Source organism: Streptomyces sp. NBC_01237, from assembly GCF_035917275.1.
Taxonomy (GTDB): domain Bacteria; phylum Actinomycetota; class Actinomycetes; order Streptomycetales; family Streptomycetaceae; genus Streptomyces.
Genome location: NZ_CP108509.1, coordinates 1,320,818 through 1,341,509, shown reverse-complemented (window position 1 = coordinate 1,341,509; position 20,692 = coordinate 1,320,818). Strand labels below are relative to the sequence as shown.

At 70.4% G+C, this 20,692-nt stretch carries 24 protein-coding genes; 11 read left to right on the top strand and 13 right to left on the bottom strand.

The genetic code is table 11. The features are described 5' to 3' along the window. Positions 1–55 precede the first annotated feature (55 nt). From OG251_RS42065 to rpmG, 8 genes are all read right to left on the bottom strand, one after another. Positions 56–1,216: an aminotransferase class V-fold PLP-dependent enzyme gene (locus tag OG251_RS42065; protein ID WP_326682795.1), complete on the bottom strand. Its 1,161-nt coding sequence runs from the start codon at positions 1,214–1,216 to the stop codon at positions 56–58. Positions 1,217–1,275: 59 nt separating this feature from the next. Next, positions 1,276–2,595: a pyridoxal-phosphate dependent enzyme gene (locus tag OG251_RS42060; protein WP_326682543.1), complete on the bottom strand. Its 1,320-nt coding sequence runs from the start codon at positions 2,593–2,595 to the stop codon at positions 1,276–1,278. Then, complete coding sequence (locus OG251_RS42055; RefSeq protein ID WP_326682542.1) at positions 2,585–4,105, bottom strand: Y4yA family PLP-dependent enzyme; 1,521 nt, start codon at positions 4,103–4,105, stop codon at positions 2,585–2,587. Before OG251_RS42055 ends, OG251_RS42060 begins: the two co-directional genes overlap by 11 nt. Before the next feature lie 147 nt (positions 4,106–4,252). Beyond that, positions 4,253–4,555, bottom strand: a complete 303-nt coding sequence (locus OG251_RS42050) for a hypothetical protein (RefSeq protein WP_326682541.1) — start codon at positions 4,553–4,555, stop codon at positions 4,253–4,255. A gap of 241 nt (positions 4,556–4,796) precedes the next feature. Beyond that, the gene (gene rpsR / locus OG251_RS42045; RefSeq protein WP_326682540.1) at positions 4,797–5,039 is read right to left on the bottom strand and encodes a 30S ribosomal protein S18; all 243 of its coding nucleotides are present in this window, start codon (positions 5,037–5,039) and stop codon (positions 4,797–4,799) included. 38 nt (positions 5,040–5,077) lie between these two features. Continuing rightward, complete coding sequence (locus OG251_RS42040) at positions 5,078–6,232, bottom strand: CobW family GTP-binding protein (RefSeq protein ID WP_326682539.1); 1,155 nt, start codon at positions 6,230–6,232, stop codon at positions 5,078–5,080. Then, positions 6,232–6,486 carry a type B 50S ribosomal protein L31 gene (locus tag OG251_RS42035; protein WP_326682538.1) on the bottom strand — a complete coding sequence of 85 codons (255 nt, stop codon included), beginning with the start codon at positions 6,484–6,486 and terminating at the stop codon, positions 6,232–6,234. The genes OG251_RS42040 and OG251_RS42035 overlap by 1 nt, the downstream gene beginning before the upstream one ends. Positions 6,487–6,540: 54 nt before the next feature. Continuing rightward, positions 6,541–6,705 (bottom strand): 50S ribosomal protein L33, encoded by a 165-nt coding sequence (gene rpmG, locus OG251_RS42030; RefSeq protein WP_326682537.1) that lies wholly within the window; start codon positions 6,703–6,705, stop codon positions 6,541–6,543. A gap of 68 nt (positions 6,706–6,773) precedes the next feature. Between rpmG and rpmB the strand changes: the two genes are divergently transcribed. Then, positions 6,774–7,010 (top strand): 50S ribosomal protein L28, encoded by a 237-nt coding sequence (rpmB, locus tag OG251_RS42025; RefSeq protein ID WP_326682536.1) that lies wholly within the window; start codon positions 6,774–6,776, stop codon positions 7,008–7,010. Beyond that, positions 7,010–7,315, top strand: a complete 306-nt coding sequence (rpsN, locus tag OG251_RS42020) for a 30S ribosomal protein S14 (RefSeq protein WP_326682535.1) — start codon at positions 7,010–7,012, stop codon at positions 7,313–7,315. Before rpmB ends, rpsN begins: the two co-directional genes overlap by 1 nt. Positions 7,316–7,473: 158 nt before the next feature. Here the strand turns inward: rpsN and OG251_RS42015 are convergent, their stop codons facing one another. From OG251_RS42015 to OG251_RS42000, 4 genes are all read right to left on the bottom strand, one after another. Continuing rightward, positions 7,474–7,923 carry a DUF6187 family protein gene (locus OG251_RS42015; RefSeq protein ID WP_326682534.1) on the bottom strand — a complete coding sequence of 150 codons (450 nt, stop codon included), beginning with the start codon at positions 7,921–7,923 and terminating at the stop codon, positions 7,474–7,476. Further along, entirely contained in the window at positions 7,916–9,250 is a 1,335-nt protein-coding gene (locus OG251_RS42010; protein WP_326682533.1) for an FAD-dependent oxidoreductase, read from the bottom strand. The genes OG251_RS42015 and OG251_RS42010 overlap by 8 nt, the downstream gene beginning before the upstream one ends. Next, on the bottom strand, positions 9,247–9,732 hold the full coding sequence (locus OG251_RS42005) for a DUF6423 family protein (RefSeq protein WP_073721169.1): 486 nt from the start codon (positions 9,730–9,732) through the stop codon (positions 9,247–9,249). The genes OG251_RS42010 and OG251_RS42005 overlap by 4 nt, the downstream gene beginning before the upstream one ends. Before the next feature lie 201 nt (positions 9,733–9,933). Beyond that, on the bottom strand, positions 9,934–11,061 hold the full coding sequence (locus OG251_RS42000) for a DUF6235 family protein (protein WP_326682532.1): 1,128 nt from the start codon (positions 11,059–11,061) through the stop codon (positions 9,934–9,936). 517 nt (positions 11,062–11,578) lie between these two features. Between OG251_RS42000 and OG251_RS41995 the strand changes: the two genes are divergently transcribed. From OG251_RS41995 to OG251_RS41980, 4 genes are all read left to right on the top strand, one after another. Continuing rightward, positions 11,579–12,394 carry an inositol monophosphatase family protein gene (locus tag OG251_RS41995; RefSeq protein WP_326682531.1) on the top strand — a complete coding sequence of 272 codons (816 nt, stop codon included), beginning with the start codon at positions 11,579–11,581 and terminating at the stop codon, positions 12,392–12,394. A gap of 411 nt (positions 12,395–12,805) precedes the next feature. Then, positions 12,806–13,975: an MraY family glycosyltransferase gene (locus OG251_RS41990; RefSeq protein WP_326682530.1), complete on the top strand. Its 1,170-nt coding sequence runs from the start codon at positions 12,806–12,808 to the stop codon at positions 13,973–13,975. A 263-nt stretch (positions 13,976–14,238) separates the two neighbouring features. Further along, positions 14,239–15,228 carry a metallophosphoesterase family protein gene (locus OG251_RS41985; protein WP_326682529.1) on the top strand — a complete coding sequence of 330 codons (990 nt, stop codon included), beginning with the start codon at positions 14,239–14,241 and terminating at the stop codon, positions 15,226–15,228. Continuing rightward, a complete protein-coding gene (locus tag OG251_RS41980) occupies positions 15,225–15,893 on the top strand; it encodes a 4'-phosphopantetheinyl transferase family protein (RefSeq protein ID WP_326682528.1) in 669 nt (222 codons plus the stop codon). Before OG251_RS41985 ends, OG251_RS41980 begins: the two co-directional genes overlap by 4 nt. A gap of 71 nt (positions 15,894–15,964) precedes the next feature. Here OG251_RS41980 and OG251_RS41975 read toward each other — a convergent pair whose 3' ends face one another. After that, complete coding sequence (locus OG251_RS41975) at positions 15,965–16,543, bottom strand: histidine phosphatase family protein (protein WP_326682527.1); 579 nt, start codon at positions 16,541–16,543, stop codon at positions 15,965–15,967. Between the two features lie 264 nt (positions 16,544–16,807). Between OG251_RS41975 and OG251_RS41970 the strand changes: the two genes are divergently transcribed. The 5 genes from OG251_RS41970 to OG251_RS41950 all read left to right on the top strand — a co-directional run bounded on the left by OG251_RS41970 (position 16,808) and on the right by OG251_RS41950 (position 20,619). After that, complete coding sequence (locus OG251_RS41970; protein WP_266811471.1) at positions 16,808–17,023, top strand: CbtB domain-containing protein; 216 nt, start codon at positions 16,808–16,810, stop codon at positions 17,021–17,023. Positions 17,024–17,042: 19 nt separating this feature from the next. Further along, positions 17,043–17,816: a CbtA family protein gene (locus tag OG251_RS41965; RefSeq protein WP_326682526.1), complete on the top strand. Its 774-nt coding sequence runs from the start codon at positions 17,043–17,045 to the stop codon at positions 17,814–17,816. A 233-nt stretch (positions 17,817–18,049) separates the two neighbouring features. Then, positions 18,050–18,811, top strand: coding sequence for an SDR family oxidoreductase (locus OG251_RS41960; RefSeq protein ID WP_326682525.1), 762 nt, complete (start codon positions 18,050–18,052; stop codon positions 18,809–18,811). A gap of 148 nt (positions 18,812–18,959) precedes the next feature. Then, positions 18,960–19,892 carry an SDR family NAD(P)-dependent oxidoreductase gene (locus OG251_RS41955; protein ID WP_326682524.1) on the top strand — a complete coding sequence of 311 codons (933 nt, stop codon included), beginning with the start codon at positions 18,960–18,962 and terminating at the stop codon, positions 19,890–19,892. Positions 19,893–19,905: 13 nt separating this feature from the next. Beyond that, positions 19,906–20,619 (top strand): TetR/AcrR family transcriptional regulator, encoded by a 714-nt coding sequence (locus tag OG251_RS41950; protein ID WP_326682523.1) that lies wholly within the window; start codon positions 19,906–19,908, stop codon positions 20,617–20,619. Positions 20,620–20,692 lie beyond the last annotated feature (73 nt).

Sequence of the window (20,692 nt, the reverse complement as noted above, 5' to 3'; positions counted from 1 at the left end):
CCCTGCTCTTCCGGTTCTCTTGCCGAGACTCCGAATCTACAGGTGAAAACGGTTTTCATGATTGCGGCGCCAGCGAAGTCAGCACTTCCAGCAGACGGTCGACCTCCTCCCGGGTGTTGTACGCGTGCAGGCTGACCCGGACCGAACTGCGCCCCTCTCCGGCACGCCCCTGACACAGTCCGTCGGCCCGGACCATGAAGCCGTGGCTGAACAGGATGAAGCCCAGGTCCACCGACTCGATGTCGGAGTGGCGGAACGTCACGATCCCGTGGCGCTGCTGCACCGCGGACCGCTCCGCCAGACTCAGCTGACACCCCACCACCTCATACGGGGGCAACTCGCGTAGCCCCGCGGTGAGGCGGGCCGCCAGGCCGACGGTCCACTGTTCGATACGCTCCGGCCCGGCGCCGTCGAGCCAGTCGAGGGCTGCTCCGAGGCTGGCGATGCCGACGGTGTTGGGGGTGCCCTGCCAGCCGCGCGGGGCGAACTCCGCGCCACGCAGGCCGCGGGACCAGACCGCTCCCGACCCGGGCAGGGCCAACGCCTTGTGACCCGAGAAGACGGCGAAGTCGACATCCAACTCCCGCAGCGAGACCGGCAGATGGCCCACGCTCTGAGCCGCGTCCAGGGCGATGGGCACATCCGGGCCCACTGCTTCACGTATCCGGCCCACGTTCATGTCGCCGCCGTAGACATGGTGCACATGCGTGGCCGCGACGAAGCGGGTACGAGGGGTCAGCAGTCCGGCCAGCGCGCTGATGTCGTAGTCGCCCGAGGACTCCTGGTAGGGCATCTCCCGGACGCCGACCCGGATGTTCCGCCGGGCCAGGACATCCCTGGCCTCCAGCCAGGGTGAGACGTTGGCCTCGTGATCCGCGAACGGAACGATGATCTCGTCACCGTCGGCCAGTTCGTCGACCAGCCAGTCGAGTGCCACCGTCCGCAATCCCTCGGTCGTCCCGCTGACGAAGTGCACCTGGGAGCGGGCGGGGTCCGGATCGTCGAGGAACGCCTTGACGCGTTCCCGTACTCGCTCGATCAGCGCCGTGGTGCTGTTGGCCCAGGGGTAGGTACCGCGTCCCGCATTCGCGTTGGACGTCGTGAGGTAGTGGTGGACGGCGTCCAGGACCGGCTGCGGTTTCTGCGCTGTCGCGGCGCTGTCCAGATAGGCCAGCTCCGGGTGTGAGGTGATGATCGGGAACTGGGCACGGATCATTCCCTGCCATGTGCTCAGATCCTCCCAGGAGGAAGCCCGTCCGTGCTGAGTCACGAAAATCACTCCCGTATCAGCGGGGCGCCCGCATCGCGCCAGGCGATGATCCCCCCGGCCAGGCTGCGGACATCGGGGTGCCCCATACGGGTCAGGAGAGCCGCGTACTTGAGGGACTTCTCGCCGACGGGACAGGCCAGGAGCACGGGTTGTCTCTTGCTGAACGGCAGCCCACCCCGGACGAGATCCTCGAAGAGCTCGTCAACGATATTGATCGATCCGGCGATATGGAGCGCGGCGTAGGCGAAGGGGCTGCGCATGTCGACCACGGTCGGCGCGGCCCGCTGTATCCACTCCTGAGCCTCCGTGATGCCGATCGCGCAGGCATGTGCCATATCGGCATCCGAGAGCGAAGCGATGGAGTGGACTTTCGGTCGTTGTCCGATCAGTTCGGGACGACGCTTCCTGATGTAACTGAGATAACTCTCCACGCGGTCGCAGACAATGAATACGGCTGTTTTCCGTCCGGTCAGCTGCGAGTCTATTTCCAGCAGATGGCGAACGGTCCCGAAATAGGCTGCTCCACCGGTCGGTCCCGCCAGTATTCCGCACCTGCGAAGAAGGGTGACCATCCCGTCGATCGCCTCGTCGGACGTGACGGACTCGATGGTGTCATAGGTCTGGGGGTCGAATATCCCCACCTCCTGGACCTCGTCGATATTCCGGATGCCGGGAATGAAGTCGGACTTGTCCGCGACCAGGCCGACCACCCGCACCTTGGGGTCCTGGTTGCGCAGGGCGCGTGCGACCCCGGTCGACGATCCGGCGGTGCCGACGCCGGAGATGAACCAGTCCGGCGCCCGGTTGTCGAGATCGGCGATGATCTCGGGGCCGGTCCCGGTCTCGTGTGCCTCGGAGTTGAGGCTGTTGTAGTACTGGTCCGTGTGTACGTACGAACTGCTCGGGTCGGACAGGCTCCGATGGAAGAGCGTCAGCGGATCCTCGGTGTTCGTCGGGTCAAGGCATTCACTCTGACCCGGCAGTTCCTCTATCTCCGCTCCCAGGAGGAGAAGTAATTCCTTGATCTCCGGGATCTTCATCCGGTTGGTCACGCTCTTGAAGCCTATGCCGTGCATGCCCGCTATCACTGCGAGGGCCTTGGCCGTATTTCCGCTCGACAGCTCCACGATCTGGCTGCCGTGCTCGACCGCCGATGACAGGCCGGGCCGTACCATGTTCCAGGCGGCCCGGTCCTTGAGCGATCCGAAGGGATTGCAGAATTCGAGTTTCGCGAAGAGGTCGATGTTCTGGAGCCCGTGCACGCGTGAGTCGATGCGTACCAACGGGGTGTCGCCCACCGTGTCGATGATGCTGTCATATCTCATGGGCGTCCCCCGGGGAATGTATGGGCCAGTACTGGTCGTCGAGACTCCACTGCCAGCCGTCGGTATCTCGGTAGAGCGCCACCTTGCGGGCGGACGGTCGCCGCTGGGCGTTCTGGGCGCGGAAATCCATGCAGTAGCCGGCGGTATTGGCGAAGGCGAGGAGGTCGCCCGCGACCGGTCGGCGGGGAAGGAACACCCTCCTGCGCGTGATCAGATCGGATTCGAGACACAGATTTCCGTGGAGATACACCCCGACGGAATCCGATCCGCCCGCCGGCCGGCTCGACCCGCCGCGGTCGAGGAGCACGGGGTCCATGAGAATCCCGTGCTCCTCCAGGGCGCAGTCGTCGGCGTTCATGGCGAGCCGCACCGTGTACGAGCCGTCCGGAGTCCCACGCACTCCGTCCGGATCGCCGCGCACCTCCAGCACGCGCGCCAGGGTCAGCCCGCACTGGTCCACGAGCGCGCGCCCCGGCTCGACGCACAGGTCGTAGAGGTTCTCCAGCAACAGGGTGGCCAGGGGTCTGCCGAGCGAAGGCGCGGGGTGCCGCAGGAGTTCGTCGAGGTAGTCGACACCGGCGACCGGGCGGTGGGAGGGGTAGAGCTCCAGGGAGCCGCGGAGGGTGCCCGCCTCGCTGCTCAGCCCATAACGGTGATCGCGCCACGTCAGCGCCTCGCGCCGGCCCAGCGCCGCCAGGGTGAGCTGAGTGGTGTACTCCTCCCACTGCGCCTTGTGCGCGAGGTAGTTGACGCCGAAGCCCCCTCCGATGTCGAGCACGCGCGGCTGCATCCCTCTGGCCCGGCACTCGTCCATGGCCCGTACGCAGCCCTCCACGGCCACCGCCTTCTCGTCGAGGCTGGTGGTGTCGAGGTGGAACGCGACGCCGATGATCTCCACCGCGTCGCGATGCCGCTCCGCCGCGTCCAGCAGGCCGGACAGCTCACCGGCCGGGGAGCCGAAACGGCTGCGGCGGCTGAGTACCTTCACCCCCTGGGCGGCGAAGTCCGACAGCCGCAGGAGGACCTTCGCCCGCGCCAGCCCATGGCCGCGCACCAGGCCCGCCAGGGCTTCGAGTTCGGTTCGGCCCTCGACGTTGACCGTCACTCCGCTACGGGCGGCCAGCCAGAGGAACTCCGGTTCCTTCGGGCCCGTCGCGCCGATGCGGTCAGCCGTGAAGCCGCAGGCCATGGCGTGCTGCAACTCGTGCAGCGACGCGACGTCCATGGCGGCCCCGGTGGCGGCGAGCCTGCGGACGAGCGCACTGGACCGGTTGGCCTTGTGGGCGAAGGAGATGTCCCCGCCCAGGCGGTGGCGCCGGTACAGCGACCGGAACCGGGAGACGTTCTCGGCGACCTGGTCCGGAAGCACCACGTTCAGGGGCGACCCCAGACCGTCCACGAGGCTGTGGAGGAGGGGGGCCGAGGCCAGTAGCGACTTCGGCCGTGGTTCGAGCCTTGGTTCCAAGTACAGGGGAGAAGCCAACGACGGCACGCGCCTTCCCACGGGCATGGGAGGCAACTGGGCGGACCGCGTGACCGGTTGGCGCTGCCTCGGACGGTCGGGGGATTCATCGAAATGATTGTCATATCGATGATGTCCAGGCTGCGGGGGCTGTATGCCTGTCCGTTACGCGAAAACCGGGGCGAGCGGCCTGAGTCAGTGGTCGTCCCAGTGGCCGTCGTGCTCGGCGTGCCGGTGGCCCTCGTGGATGTAGTCCACATGATCGTCGTGCGGAACGGCGACATGGCCGCAGGCCGGGCCGTGCCGGTGGTCGTGCCCGTCGTGCACCGAGTGCTCCGTCTTCACGCATTCGTCCACATGGTCACCGTGCGCACGGTGCAGGTGGTTGTCGTGCGCGTAATCGACGTGGTCCTCGTGAGGCACCGCGACGTGTCCGCATCCCGGGGCGTGCTGATGAGGGTGGGCTGCGTGGGGGCGGTGTGCTGTCGTGGCGGACATCTGCGTTGCTCCTCGCGGGTCAAGGACTCGGGGATGTACTCGCGTCGGCCGAAAGGTGCATAGGTGTTCCTTTCGGCATATCTACGAGTCTATCGCCGCCCCTGTGGGCATGCCCGTGGGAGCGTCCGCTACGGCTCGTGACACGCGCTCGGCCGGCCCCGCGGCGCCCGGCGGGCATCGGACCCCGGCCGGGCGGCGGGCCCGCCTCGCACGGAACCGTGGAGGCGGGCCCCGGCCGGGCTCACTTGGGTGAACTGGAATAGGGCAACAGGGCCATCTCCCGTGCGATCTTGATGGCGGCGGCGACCCGGCGCTGTTGCTGCGCGCTGATCCGGGTCACCCTGCGGCTGCGGATCTTGCCCCGGTCGGAGACGAACTTCCGCAGCAGATCGGTGTCCTTGTAGTCGACGTACGTGATTCCGGCGGCGTCGAGCGGGTTCGGACGGGCCTTGAGGGGCCTGTGGGGGGCGGGGCGGCGTGTCATCGGTTTCCCTTCGGGAGCGCGGTGCGGAGCGGGGGCGGTCAGTGGACCGGGTCGAGGAGCGAATCGAAGGCGCGGGGCAGGCTCTTCCACGCCTCGCGCCCGGCCGCGTACTCCTCGTCGGTGAGCAGGCAGGAATCCAGCACCCCGGTGAGGCCGTCGCGGTCGAGGCCGGGGGAGACGAAGACCAGGTGCTGGCAGCAGTCGCCGTGCTCCGGGTGCCAGTCGAGCGCGGCGGCGGCCCGGCGGAAGGGCGGCACCATGTCCCAGGCGGCGTCCGGCAGGGAAGCGAGCCAGGGGCCGGTGTTCTCGACGCAGAGCGCGCCGCCGGCCGCGTCCCAGGAGAGCAATGTGTCGGGCCGGTCGGCGAGCCAGAACCGGCCGCGGCTGCGGGCGGCCGCACAGCACAGGTCCTCCAGCGCCTCGTACAGGCGCTCGGGGTGGAAGGGGCGGTGCCTGCGCCAGACGAGGGTGCTGACGCCGGACTCCTCCGCCTCCTGGGGGAGGAGCGCACATGCCGGGTGCTGGGCGGCGCCCGCCGCCTCCACGTCGAACCCGGAGAGCGCGAGTTCCGTCAGTGCGTCCGATCCGGCCGTCGCCTGCCGGGCCGTGGGGTGCAGTTGCCCGATGAGCGCACGGTCCTCGTCGTCCGCTTCGTCACTCTCGACGAGGGCGACGACGGACGCGTACTCCAACTGCCGTGCCCAGGTGTCCCCGACGGTACGCCGATCGGTCGCCGCGGCGGCCAGTCCGGCGTCCGCCAGATCGTCGCCGTTGGCGAGGCAGGGCAGCACGAGGGCCGGATCGACTGCGGTGATCACGCTCCTCACCTCGGCCCACCCCGCTCCATGGGCGGCGATGACCTCGGCCGTGGCCTTCGGTTCGACGGAGTCCCAGAGATCGAGGACGGCGAGCCGGGTGAGCCCGTCGGCCGCGAGCCGGTGCAGTTCCGGAATCAGATCCTCCCGCAGCGCGCAGCAGGCGCAGTCGTTCACGAGAGGCGCCTCGCCGCTGGACAGCTCGCCCGAGGAATCGCGGACCGTTCGGTGCACGGTTCCCCGGTCCGCCGTGGTCAGGTCGTGGTGCAGCGCGATGCTGTGCGGGACCTTCCCCAGCAGCCCCTCCACCACCTCGCGGCGGGCGTCGCTATGCAGGCCGCAGACGATGACGACGGGCAGCTTCCGGTTGTCCTCCATCACCGGCCCTCGCGGTTGCCGTAGCGGCGCTCGAACCGTTCCACCCGGCCCGCGGTGTCCAGGACGCGGGCGGTGCCGGTGTAGAAGGGGTGGCTCGCGGAGGAGATCTCCACATCGACGACCGGGTACGTGTTGCCGTCCTCCCACACGACGGTGCGTTCGGCGGTGAGGGTGGAGCGGGTCAGGAAGGCGAAGCCTGCGGCCTTGTCGCAGAAGACGACGGGGCCGTAGGCGGGGTGGATGCCGGGCTTCATGCTGATGTCCTTCGGGGGCGGGCCGCGGGGTGGGCCGGTCGGGTGGGGGCGGTGTCAGCGCTCTTCGCGGAAGTCCACATGGCGGCGGACGACGGGGTCGAACTTCCGCAGCACCAGCCGGTCGGGGTCGTTCCGCCGGTTCTTGCGGGTGACGTAGGTGTAGCCGGTTCCGGCGGTGGAGCGGAGCTTGACGATCGGGCGTAGTTCGTTGCGGGCCATGGCGCTACTATATGGGAATGGTTTCCATTTTCAAGAATGGGTTCCGTCGACGAGAGGCAGGTAACTCTGTGTCCGCCCACTGCCAACTGACCGGCGCCCGGCCGGGCTTCGGCAACGCCATCTCCCACTCGCACCGGCGCACGTCACGCCGGTTCGACCCGAACATCCAGAACAAGCGCTACTGGCTGCCCAGCGAGGGCCGGCATGTGCGGCTGACGCTGAGTGCCAGGGCCATCAAGACGATCGACTCGATCGGAATCGAGGCGGCGGTGGCCCGAATCCGGGCGCGAGGGACGAAGGTCTGATGGCGAAGAGGAGCAAGATCGCGCAGAACGGGAAACGAAGGACGACGGTCGAGCGGTACGCGGCCCGGCGGGCGGAGCTGAAGGAGATCATCCGCAGGCCGGGGACGCCGGAGGCGGAGCGGTCCGCGGCCGTCGACGAGCTGCGGCGCCAGCCGCGTGACGCCAGTGCCACGCGCGTCCGCAACAGGGACGGTGTGGACGGCCGGCCGCGCGGGTACCTGCGGAAGTTCGGACTGTCCCGTGTCCGGATGCGGGAGCAGGCACACGCCGGATTTCTGCCCGGGGTGACCAAGTCGTCCTGGTGACGACGGCACACCTGACCCCCGATGCGGGTGGTGGCCCGGCCCGCGGGCCGCGCCGTCACCCGCCTTCCGCGGTGCTCCGGGTACCGGCTTCGGCCCGGACCGGCTGTGCGCGCCGGACCGGCCTGTGCACCGGCCCGGACGTGCCGGGCCCGGGTCCGTCAGCTTCCCGTGGGTGCCAGGCGCTGGGCGAACCGGTCGATCTCGTCCTGCCGCAGCCAGCAGGCCGCCAGGTGGGCGACGGTGGCGGAGCCCGATTCGCCGAGGTCGCAGTAGGTCAGCATGCGCAGGGCCTCGTCCCAGGCCCTGCGGAGGGAGGCGGGTGCCGGTGGCCGCGAACCCGCCGCGGCGATGACCGTGCGGATGGAGCGCCAGTGGCGGGCGCCGGCATCGACGAGGGCGTCGAAGCCGGGGAAGGCTGGTACGTCGTGCCGGACCCGGTCGACGGCCAGGGCCACTTGGGCGGGATCGTCGGCGAGGGTGGCCAGGCCGAGTCCGGCCAGCAGGCGTTCGGCGTCGAGACCCATGAGCATGACGCCCGTCTCGGTGAGCGCGGGTTCGTCCACGGCGGTGAGGGAGAACCGGGAGTCGTAGTCGTCGTGGTCAGACACGGGCGGCCATTCGGTCGTCGGCGAGGAGCGGGACGGCCGCCGACTCCAGGTGGGCGGCGACAGCCGTGGCCACTCGGGCGGTCGCGACGCGGTGCCCGTCGATGTTGCGGGCGGCGGGGCCCAGCACCATGCCCGCTGCCGCGCCGACCGCGAACACACGGGGCGCGTTGCGGTAGGCCAGGGTCTGTTCGTCGAGGTCGGGCCAGCCGTCACGGGGCGCGGTGACTCCGTCGGGCAGAAGGTGTTCACCATTGGAGACGGCGGTGCCGAGGGCCAGGACGACATGGTCGCCGATGACCTGCTCGCCGCCCGCGAGCCGGACGGCCGCGCGGCCGGCGCGTTCGGGCGTCACGGCAGTGATGGTGCTGCCCCGGTGCACGGTCAGCCGTCCGTCGGCCTCGGCGCTCCGCAGCAGGGGACGGAACTCGAACATGACCGAGGCCCGGCGCTGTCCGCCCATCAGGATCTGACGGTCCTCCCAACTCGTCCCGTCGAAACGGGCCCTGCCCTCGGCACGGAAGAACGACGCGTTGACATCGGCACATTGGTAGCGTTCTTCGGAAGCGCGCAGAACCCAGTGCACGCTCTTGCCGTCGCCGAGGGCGTTCGCGATGAGGTGCGCCGCGCTGAGGCCGGAGCCGACGACGATCAGCCGCCGGGCTTCTGGGGGCACGGGTTCGTCCCAGTAGCTGACGCTCCTCGGAGTGGCCTCGCCGTCCCACCAGTCGGCCGGCGCGGAACGGCGTTCCTCGCCGAGGCAGAGGACGGTGTACGCGGCGCTGACCGCGAACCCGTCGCCGCGGACGGTGACACCGTCGGCGGTGGGCCGTACTTCACGGACGGAGGCCCGCCGGATGCGCTCGTCCACGTGATGCAGGGTGGCGACGTGCCTGCAGTAGGCCTCGAAGACGTCGACGGGCACGACGGAGCGGTGCCCGGCCTGGGCCATGCGGATCTCGCGGCGCTCGACGGGGGTGAGCAGCGACCAGTGGAGGCGGGCGAAGTCGAGCAGCTCGCAGTCGCGGTAGCCCTCGACTCCGGGGTGGTGCTCGTAGGGCGAGCGCAGGACCCGCTGCCCGAGGACGTCGACCCGGTCGAAGAACCGTCCGCACGCCCGCCCTTCGCGGTCCAGGAGGACGACGTCATGGACGCCGAGGTGCCAGAGCGCGGAGGCCACCGCGAGGCCGGCGGGGCCGGCGCCGATGATGGCCACGTCCGCGGTGGCGGGCGGCGGGGTGGTGCGTGTGCCGTGCGCTCCGGGGGAGGGCGGCCAGTCACGGCCCCGCGGAGAGTCCAGCAGGTGGGGCTCGGGGACGAAGGAGATCACCCGATGACCGTCACAGGAACGATGACCTCGATGACCGGTCGCTGGGGCATTCCCTCGGCGACCAGCTCTTCGAGGGTCCTGGCCGTGATCTCCGGGCTGTCGGTGGCGATCGGGCTGTACCGGGAGTACGCGTAGGTGGGCCGTCGGCCGGTGGTCTCCAGGGAGTACATCTTCACCACGGCCTCGCCGGGGCGCACCTCGCCACCGTAGAAGGTGAGGCGGCGCTGGTCGGGCGTGATGAAGGACTTGGAGAACTGGCGTGACATCACCAGGGTGTCGGCGTCGTCGACGAAGACGGAGTCCTCGTCGGTGGCGGCCTGCATGGCCACCCAGGTGCGGTCCGTCAGGTTGGTCTCGGACTTGATGACCTGCCAGCGGCCGGGCTCGGGGAGGTTGACGCAGACCGAGACGTCGTGATCGACGGTGTCGATGGCACCGGAGATCATCAGGACGTGGCGGCGTATGTCGGCGACGCCGGCCATTTGGATGTCACGGGCCCGGACCCGTGAGGAAACATCTATTCCGGATACTTCCAGTGGCGGCATCAAATCTCCCCGAGTTCTTGACAGAGGAAGTCCAGGTAGCGCAAGTGCGGCCGACATTTTCACAGGCCCCGCACCCTGTCAAGGACACTTGTTCGGCACCGAGTTGATGCATGAACACCCGTCCGCCCGGGAAGCCTGTCACGCCGCTCGGTCGATTTCCCTCCCGGTTCCGGGCGCCTCGTCGATCGGGCCGACGTGAGCGATCTCGAAGCTTTCCAGGTCGCAAATATGGATCTTGAGAACGAGTCCCTCCCTCACCGGGACGAAGAAGTCCAGCGGTTGTGTGGCATCGTCGTAGGTCTCGTACGTGCGGAACACCGTTCTGTCGGCTACGGCGAAGAGCGCCTTGTGCACCGCGTTCTTGTGGATCTGACCGGCCGTCCGCGCCCACCGCTCCACGCGCTCCCAGCCCGCGTGCAGCCGGAGCGGGCCGCACCCGGCCGCCCCGGCGGCGCCTTCCGGCGCGTGCCCGGGTGCCCGCCCGGGCGGATGGTGCTCGGGCGCCGATTCCGGCCTCGGCCCCGACGCGGGCTCCGGCCTCCGCCCCGACTCCGGCCCCGCCAGGGGGTGTCCGGGGTCCAGGGGCCGCCCGAGCAGAGCGCAGGCAGCCCGTAGTTTGGCTCGGACGGCAGGTGTCGGGCGCAGCCGCAGTACCGCGCGCAGGATGCGCTCCGCGGTCCAGCCGTCCCCCGTTCTCAGGTAGCCGAGCGCCTGCCGGTACAGGAAGTCGGCCTCCGCGCCGCTGAGCCGGCCGGTGGAGGCCGCGAGGTATTCGATGCGCCTCTCGCGGGCGCTCGCGACGGCGGGCACCAGACCGACCGGGCCGATCGGGACGGTGGGGACGGTGGGGACGGCCGATCCGGTGAGGCCGGCCGCCGGACAGTGCACCGTGATCAGCCCGTCGGACACTTCGGCGAGTTCGGCGAGGGCCGAGAAGAACAACCGGCTGCCGTCGTCGAGCAGTTCCGCGTCGATCACGTCGACGCGGCAGGGGCCCACCTGGTCGAGCCACGCCTGTCCGACCTCACGGAGACTGCGCACCACCCACTCTCCGTACGGCACCCTGTCCGGGCCGTGGGCCCGGCCCCGTACGGTCGCGTTCTCCTCTTCCTCGTTCGTGGCACACGCGGGGTCGTCGGGAGCGACCAGCTTCAGTCCGATGCGTGCCTGCCGGGGCCACGTTGCCGTGGCACCCGTGTTGATCAGGGCTCGCACCGGTGAGAAGCCGACGGTTCCGATCTCGGCCCGCACAGCGAATCTACGCATCCCCACCCCAGTGATCCATCGGCCCGGATACGGCCGGGCGGTGGCACGGCTGTCCGCCTCCACCGCGCATCGGTGACCTCGTGTTCGGTCGTGTCAGATGGCATCGCGCACGACCACGGCAATGGCGCTTCCGATGGCCGACGGAGCCTTGGCAGTCTTCACATATCGTGCCGGAAGGCACTTCCTTCGCTTTCCGTCACTTAGCAAAGTAGCTATGTCTCAGGGGGGCCACATCTTCCACATTGCTCTCGCGCCTGGGGTGTTGCAGGAAACCGACCCACCTCGGCAAGTCCGCTCTTGCCATAACCCCAGATGGGATGCCTGCGCCCAGGCGTCTGTTCCCATGAATGTTCAGGTGGCTGTTCAGGTGGCCGTTCAGTCACCGCGGCAGGGGCCTCGCGCCGGCGGGTGCGAGGAGCGAACCCCGGGGGAGCGGCCCAATGCTCCGACGGCCCGGGGCGGGCCGACGCCGGTCGGAGCCGCCCTGCCGGAAGAGGGGAGTGGCTATTCTGCGCGCATGTCGATCATGGACGCGAAGACGGACGCACAACTGGCGGTAGCGGCAGCACGGGCGGGGGCGGCCGTCGTCCGCTCGCTGTACGGGGAGACCCTGGAGCGGTACGAGAAGTCCGCGGCCGATTTCGCGACCACCGCGGACCTGGAAGCCGAGAAGGCCATCCTGGGTGTTCTGCGGACCGCACGGCCCGACGACGCCGTAACCGGCGAGGAGAGCGGGCGCACCGGCGCGGACGGCGCGGAGCGCGGTTGGCTGGTCGATCCGCTGTGCGGCACGCTGAACTACGCCGTGCGCAACATGCTGGTCGCGGTGAATGTGGCCCTCCGCGTCGGGACCCGTATCACCGCGGCCGCATCGGCCGACCCCTTCACCGATGAGGTGTTCTGGACCGACGGCGAGCGCACCCACCTGCGCAGCGGCGGCAGGGACGCGGAGTCGGTGCCGTCGCCCGATTCGCATCTGGTGGATGTCAACCTCGACCCACCGTTCCCCAACGCGCCCGGCTTCAGGGCGGCCCGCCTCCTCGACGACCCGGGGTTCATCGAGCGCTTCCGGCCGCGCGTCGTCTCCACCACCCTCGCGGTGGCCTGGGTGGCAGCGGGCAGACGGGCCGCCTACGTCACCGACGGCGACCTGCGTGACAGCGTGCACTTCGCCGCCGGGATCGCGCTCTGCCAGGCGGCCGGCTGCGTGGTCACCGGCATCCACGGCCAGCCTCTGCACACCGGTGCGGGCGGCCTGGTCGTGGCGGCCGACCGGGAAACGCACGCCGCGTTGCTGAAGTTGATCAGCGGTCAGTCCTCGGACGACCGATAGGGACGCACCGCGAGCCACCGCCTCCCGTCACCACGTCCTCACCGGCTCCCGTCACCACCTGCTCCGGGATCCTCCGCCTGCGCGGACCGGGGCGGCCCCGAAAGCACACAGCACGCGACGGAGGAACGCCGGACCGTCGGGGCCGCCGATGGCGTGCCGGAACCGAGTCCGGCGTGACCATTTCTGACGGAACCTCAATCAGTGTCGAGTTTTTCGTGTTATTCGGGGCATATTGTGACATTCGAGCCTTAAGTTGTGGGACGACTCCACTCGGGTGGCGTCACGCATCGCTCCGAGACCGCAACGAACGTGCGACACCGATGTGTGCAGAGTGCTGCGACGGATGAGCCGGACCCGGAGCGCCGGTCGCCGCAGGGGCACGTGTCAGGAAAGGCAGGGCAGGTGAACGTGGTGGGGATCATCACTTCCGGTGTGGTCGCGCTGTTCATCACGGTGATACTGACCGCGGGCATCCGCAGAACAACGCTCCGCCGCAGAGGGCCGGACCGCCCGGACGGCCGCAAGCGGCCCGCCCGGCCGATGCCGTACCTGGGCGGAGTGGTGACAGTCCTGAGCGTCACCGGCGTCGGCTGGGCCGGATCCGAACTGGGGCTCGCGGAACCCGGCGCCCCCGTCCTGCCGCTGGTCGCCGTGTCCGGCGCCCTCGCGGCGTTCGGCCTCGTCCACGACCTGAAGCCGCTCAACCCCTGGCTGCGGCTGGCGGCACAGGCGGTCGCCGCGGCCGTCTTCGTCTCCATCGCCGGGCTGTCCCCGATGGTGGCCGTGCTCGCCGCGCTCTGGATCGTGTTCCTCACCAACGCCTTCAGTGCGCTGGACAATTCCGACGGTGCGATGGCCACCGTCGCCGTTGTCACCGCGACCGGCCTGCTCGCCTGCGCGGTCCTCGACGGCCGGTCCGGTGTGGTCCTGCTGCTGGCCGTACTCGTGGCCGCCCTCACCGGGTCGCTGGTTCACCACCGGCACCCCGCGCGGATCTTTCCCGGCGAATGCGGCTCCCTGTTCACCGGGTTCGTGCTGGCGGGCTCCGTCGTGCTGCTCCATGCGGCGGCGCCACCGGAGCGTGCCGCGTGGGTGGCACTGCCGGTCCTGATGGTGGTGGCCGTTGCCGACACGGCGCTCGTGCTGGTGTCGCGCCGACGGGCCTCACGGCCACTGCTCCCGGACGGCGGAGATCACATCGCCCACCGCCTGCGCCGGATCCGCTTCACCGCACCGGGCGTGGCGGTCGTCCTGGGCTTCGGCGCGGTTGTCGGGGCACTCACGGGGACCTTGGTGTACGCGGGGCTGCTGCACCCGCTCGCCGGACTCGTACCGTCGGCGGGCGCACTCCTCGCGGTCTTCGCCCTGCTCAGGATTCCGGTGTACGGGGGAGCGCCCCGGCGCTCCGCACGGCCGGCCGGCCGCCGCAAGCCCCCGGGGAAGCCGACCGGAGCGGTTGGCGCGGCGGTGCCGCCCCCGGCATCCACACCGGCCTCTTCCACCACCGCCGCGTCCGGTCGGACCGTGCCGCCCCCGCCGAACGGCCGCCCCGCCACCGAACTTGCCGCGGGCCGAGGCTGACGGACGCCCTGCGGCAGCGGTCGGCAGTCGTCGCCGCCCCGGTCGGGCCGGGGGCGGCCGCGGCGGCGGTTCTCCTGTCGGGCCGGACCGGCCGGTCCGGCCCGACAGGAGGTGCGGGAGTCCGGGCCCGGCCGTGCGGCACGGAGCCATGGACGAGGACTGCGTTCGAGACCACCGGGAGCGTGCGGGACGGTAGATTTCCCCTGACCCCGCACCGTGCGCGCGGAGTCGTACGCCGACCGACAGATGGGGAATCGACCTCCATGACTTCTCGAACTCCTGCGAGCGACCCCGCCCCCCACACCACGTCCTTCGCGCATTCTCCGGACGCCGCGCACCCCTCGTACGGAGGGGGCAGTCTCCTCGCGGTGAGCGATCTGCATGCCGCGGTCTCCGAGAACCGGGCCATCGTCGAGTCGCTGCACCCCACGTCGGACGAGGACTGGCTCATCGTTGCGGGCGACGTGGCGGAGCAGCCGCACGATGTCCGGTGGGCGCTGGAACTCCTCGCCGAACGCTTCGCCCACGTGGTGTGGACCCCCGGCAACCACGAGCTGTGGACGATGGACAAGGACCCCGTACGCCTGCGCGGGCAGGCCCGGTACGAGCACCTCGTCGAGATGTGCCGGAGCCTCGGGGTGACGACCCCCGAAGATCCGTTCCCCCTGTGGCCCGGCCCGGAAGGCCCGGTGGCGGTGGCCCCGCTCTTCCTCCTGTACGACTACACCTTCCGCGCCCCCGGAGCGCGGACCAAGGAGGAGTCGCTGGCGATCGCGCACAAGGCGGGCATCGTCTGCAGCGACGAGTACCTGCTGCACCCCGACCCGTACCCCGGCCGGGACGACTGGTGCCGGGCCCGCGTCGCGGCGACCGAACGCCGACTGGCCGCGCACGACCCGGACATCCCGCTCGTCCTCGCCGGACACTGGCCCCTCGTACGGGAACCCACCTCGGTGATGTGGTACCCGGAGTTCGTCCAGTGGTGCGGCACGGAACTCACCGCGGACTGGCACCGCCGGTTCAACGTCGCGGCCGTCGTCTACGGACACCTCCACATCCCCCGGACCACCTGGTACGACGGGGTGCGCTTCGAGGAGGTCTCGATCGGCTACCCCAGGGAGTGGCGCAAGCGCGGACATCCGCGCGGCCTGCTGCGGCAGATCCTCCCGTACGAGGAACGCCCCGCGACCCCGGACGGCGCACCCGCCCAAGGGCACGAACCGAGCCGCACCACGTCCGAGGGTGCCTCGTGATCGAGCGGCTGTTCCCCGAGTACGTCTCCTGTGCCGCCACCCGTGAGGAGACGGTGCCGGACGGAATCCTGTTCCCCGAGGAGGAGGAACTGGTGGCCAGGAGCGTGCCCAAGCGCGTCAACGACTTCGCGACCGCGCGCGCCTGCGCCCGTCGCGCGATGGCGGGCCTCGGCCTGCCTCCCGTTCCGGTGCTGCGCGGCCGACGCGGTGCGCCGCTGTGGCCCGAGGGGATCATCGGGAGCCTCACGCACTGCGAGGGCTACCGGGCGGCGGCGCTGACGCGGGCGACGGACGCGCTGAGCCTGGGCATCGACGCCGAGCCGCACGCTCCGCTGCCCGCCGGTGTCGGGGCCCTGATCTCACTTCCTTCCGAACGCCGTTGGAACTTCCCGCCCCCGCCCGGCGACGACGGTGCGCTGCACTGGGACCGCCTGCTGTTCAGCGCGAAGGAGAGCGTGTTCAAGGCGTGGTACCCGATCACGGGGACCGAACTCGACTTCGACGAGGCGGACATCACCTTCCACCGGGCCGAGGGCGGGGGCACCGAAGGCACCCTGAGCGCACGCCTGTTGCGTACCCACCCCGCGCTGCCACCGACGCTGCGGGGCCGATGGCGGGTCGAGGACGGCATCGCCGCCACGGCAGTCCTGGTGCCGCACGGCTGAGGCGGCCGCCCGCGCGGCGGCAAGCGGCTGTTCTCCCGGTCGGCTGTACCCCCGGTCGCACCGCCGGGGGTTCAGCTGTCCCGCGCCGTCAACGGCTGCCCCAGCCGTACGTTCCACCGCCCGGACCGGCCGCTGAGCTCGGTGAGCGACAAGGGGGCGACATCGAGCCGCCAGAACGCTGCCGTCGGCAGAGCCAGTCCATGGACGACCGCCGCCCGTACCACCGAGGGGCCGGCCACCGCCAGCACGCTGCCTTCGGCATCGGCCTGGGCCGCGAGCCAGCCACCGACCCGGGTGGTCAGATCCCGCAGGGACTCACCGCCGTGCGGGGCTGCCACAGGGTCGCCGAGCCACTCGGCCACCGCCTCGGGCTCCCGCCCGGCCACCTCGTCCAGGCGCAGGCCGCGCCAGCGTCCCAAGTCCCAGTCGGCGAGGTCCGGTTCGTGCCGGACGGCGAGACCGAGCGCCTCGGCCGTCCGGAGGCACCGTTCCGAAGGGCCGCTCGCGTAGCGGCCCGCCGTCGGCGTCGTGCCCGCGGCGGCGCGGGCACGCTGTTCGCTGGCCCGGTCCAGGGGGCCGTCGCCGTCGAAACGGGCCTCCCGCAGCGCGGCGTTCATGGCAGGTGAGACCAACATCACCCGTACCGTCACGCTCTGCCTCCACTCCCTCGACCGTGGTCCCCACGGCGCGGTTTCCCACGGTCTCCCGGGGCCGCGGCCATGCCGATTGCACCATGGCGGTGTCCGCGTGCAGGCGGTAGGGTCGCGTCGACCATGACGAGGGTGTGACGGAAGTCCGGTGAGAGTCCGGCACGGTCGCGCCACTGTGTACCCGTACCCGTACGGGAAGTCAGACCCAGCACCGTCGTCTGAGGCACCACGACAGGGACGCGTGTTCCCACAGGAGGTTCTGCCATGGCACAGTCCGCTGCCCCGGCGACCGGCGCATCTGCGATCACCCCCATCTCGGCGAAGGCCATTGCCCCTTGGGCGGTCTTCTTCGGCATTCTCATGCTCGTTCTGCTGTACTTCGTCGGCGCCGAGCAGGGGGCCACCGCGGTCATCTCCGGCGAAGGGGTCCACGAATGGGTCCACGACGGTCGTCATCTGCTCGGCTTCCCCTGCCACTGAGAAAACAGGGGAAACTCTCGTGAACTCCATATCTGTCAGAGCCCTGCTCGTCCGCGGCATGCTGGCCGGCCTGATCGCGGGCGCGGCGGCTCTTGTCGTCGCCTATTTCCTCGGCGAGTCCCAAGTGGACGCCGCCATCGCGCTGGAAGAGGCCCACAGCCATGACCACGGCGGCGGCGAGGAGCTCGTCAGCCGCACCATGCAGGCGACCGGCGGACTCGCCACCGGCATCCTGGTCTTCGGCGTGGCGATCGGCGGCATCGCCGCTCTTGTCTTCTGCTACGCCCTCGGGCGCATCGGCAACTTCGGCCCGCGGGCCACGGCGGCGCTGATCGCGGGCGCCGCCCTGTTGACGGTGTACGTCGTGCCGTTCCTGAAATACCCGGCGAACCCGCCGGCTGTCGGCAACCCCGACACCATCGGGAAGCGCACCACCCTGTTCTTCCTGATGGTCGCCCTCGGTGTCCTGCTGGCCGTCGCCGCCGTCATCCTCGGCAGACGTCTCGCGCCTCGCCTGGGCAACTGGAACGCGACCATCGTCGCGGCTGCCGGATTCGTCCTGCTGATCGGGGTCGCCTACGCGTTCCTGCCCTCGGTCAACGAGGTCGGCAGGGACTTCCCGGCCGCCCTCCTGTGGGAGTTCCGGCTCTCCACGCTGGCCATTCAGGCCACACTCTGGGCCGTCTTCGGCCTGGTCTTCGGCTATCTGACCGAACGCCTGCTGGCGCCCGGGACGGGGGCGCCAACGGGCGGCGGCGCGGTGTCGCGCGACACGGCCGGTGCGGTGACCTGACCGGCTGACCTGCGACCGCCTGATCTGCCGGTGGTACTGCCGGTCGGGCAGGACTGCTGGGCGGACAAGAACCCGCCGGGGATCATCCCGGCGGGTTCCGTCGTATGCGGCGGAGGGGGAGCGACGCTATCGGCGTCACCGGCAGTGAAGGTAGCATCGATACCGTATGGATGTTAGCGTTGATGTCATCGGGTTCGCGGAACGCCGACCCCTGTGTCATCGGGAGCGAGACCATGACTGACCACACCACTGCCTCCGCCACGGCTGCCGCACCGCGCGTCGCCCTTGTCACCGGCGGGTCCCGGGGAATCGGCCGGGAGAGCGCCGAACGGCTCGCGGCCGACGGTTTCGCCGTCGTGATCAACTACGCGGGCAACCGGACCGAGGCCGAGGCCGCCGTCGCGGCCATCACGGCCGCGGGTGGACAGGCCGTCGCGCACCGGGCCGACGTCGCCGACGAGATCGCCGTCGCGGCTCTCTTCGACGCCGCCGAGGAGGCGTTCGGGGGCATCGACGTCGTTGTGCACGCCGCAGGCGTCATGGCACTCGCGCCGCTGGCCGAGCTGGAACTCGACGCGCTCGACCGGATGTACCGCACCAACATCCGCGGCACATTCGTCGTCGACCAGCAGGCCGCGCGGCGCCTGCGGGGCGGCGGGGCCGTCATCAACTTCTCCAGCTCGGTGCTGTCGCTCTCCCTTCCCGGATACAGCGCCTACGCGGCCACCAAGGGGGCCGTCGAGGCCATGACGCTGATCCTTGCCCGCGAGCTGCGCGGCCGGGACATCACGGTCAACGCCGTGGCCCCCGGGCCTACCGCCACGGCCCTGTTCCTGGACGGCAAGGACGAGGAGACCGTCGCGAGGATGGCCGCTCAGCCGCCGCTGGAGCGACTGGGCACGCCCCAGGACATCGCGGAGGTCGTGTCGTTCCTCGCGGGTCCGGCGCGCTGGGTCAACGGGCAGGTCGTGCGTGCCAACGGCGGCATCGTCTGACGGCCGCTTCCGACGGCGGACAGCGGACGGCGGGATGGCGGGCAGCCATTGGCCTGCGGTTTTCGGCGCTGGCCGGGCCGCGGTCCCCCCGTATCTCTCGCGCGCCGCTGTTCATCCCGTGCGCATGCCCCGACCGAGGAGCAGCCCCATGAGCAAGGTCATCGTCATCACCGGTGCGGGTTCCGGCTTCGGAGCCCTGGCGGCTCGGGCCCTGGCCCGCTCGGGCCACATCGTCTGCGCCGCCATGCGGAACACCACCACGCGCAATGCTGGCCGGGTCGCCGAGGCGGCGGCCTACGCCGCCGGGCATGGGGTGGACCTGCGCACCGCGGAGCCGGATGTGCTGTCCCGGGAGTCGGCGGACGCTGCGATCTCCGCGGCCGTCACCGAGGCCGGCCGTCTCGACGTACTCCTCCACGGCGCCGGGCACATGGTCACCGGCCCCACCGAGGTGTTCACCCCCGAGGAAGTCGCGGCGGTCCACGACACCGATGTCCTCGGTACCCAGCGCGTGAACCGGGCCGCGCTGCCACAGCTGAGAAGCCGGCGGCGCGGGCTGGTGGTGTGGATGGGTTCCACGTCCACCAGGGGCGGTACGCCGCCCTGTCCGGCCCCCCGCTTCGCCGCCAAGTCCGCCAGTTCCGCCAGTTCCGCCAGTTCCGCCAAGTCCTTCATGGACGCCCTGGCCGTCTCCTGTGCCGCCGAGTCGGCGCGTTTCCGCATCGAGACCACCAGTGGCGTGCCGGGCTCCTTCACCTCGGTAATCAACCACTTCGTCACGGGCCGGCGTCCGGCCGACCGGTCAATGGTCCCGGACTACGAAGAGCTCTGCGTCGGCCTGATGGAGCAGGTGTCCCAGCGGCCGGCCGTTCCTACTCCCGCCGATGCCGATGCCGATGCCGCACAGGTCGCCGACGCCATCGTCCGACTCGTGGACGCCGAGCACGGGAAGCGCCCTCGCGTACACATCGATCCTGGAGACGACGGCAGCGAGGCGGTCAGCGCGGTCGCCGACCGCGTCCGCGCGGATTTCCACGGACGGATCGTCCTGGACGACCTGCTGACGCCGCATGCCGCTTGATAGCGTCCGTTCGATGAGCACGCGAACACGCATTCTGGAAGTGGCGGCGGACTTGGTGAGGGAGTCGCCCGACGGTGACATCTCCACGCGTGCGGTGTGCGAGGCGGCGCAGGTGGGAGCCCCTGCCCTCTACCGGCACTTCGGGGACAAGGAAGGTCTGTTGTCGGCGGTCGTCGATCATGGATTCGACAAGTATCTGGCGGCCAAACGGGAACGCGACGACACCACGGACCCCGTCGAGGACCTGCGCAACGGCTGGGACAGCCATGTGGAGTTCGCCCTTCGCAACCCGAACCTCTACCGGCTGATGAACTCACCCGCGATGCGCACGCCGCCGGAGGCCGCACGTGAGTCCCACCGGATCCTCACCAGGGATCTGACCCGGGCAGCCGCGGTGGGAAGGCTGCGTGTCGCCCCGGAACTCGCGGCGCAGATGATCATGTCGGCCAACACGGGAGTGGCCCTGATGCTCGTGGCCCGCCCGGCGACCTTCTCCGACAACGCCATGTCCAGAAGGGTGCGCGACGCCGTGCACGCGGCCGTCCTCACTCCGGACGCGACCCCGAGCCGTCCGACGGAAGCCGGAGTCCCCTCGACGGCGGCCCGATTGAGCGCTCTGCTGCGCCACTCCCATGAATCGGGACTCAGTACCGCGGAGGCGGCCCTGATGACGGAGTGGCTGGACCGCGTGGCGAACTCGCTTCCGGCGGACGGGCCGACGGCCTGAACAGTTGACCCGTCGACCTGTCGACTCGTCGCCACCGTCGCCGCCACCGCCAACGACCCGGACCGGGGGGGGG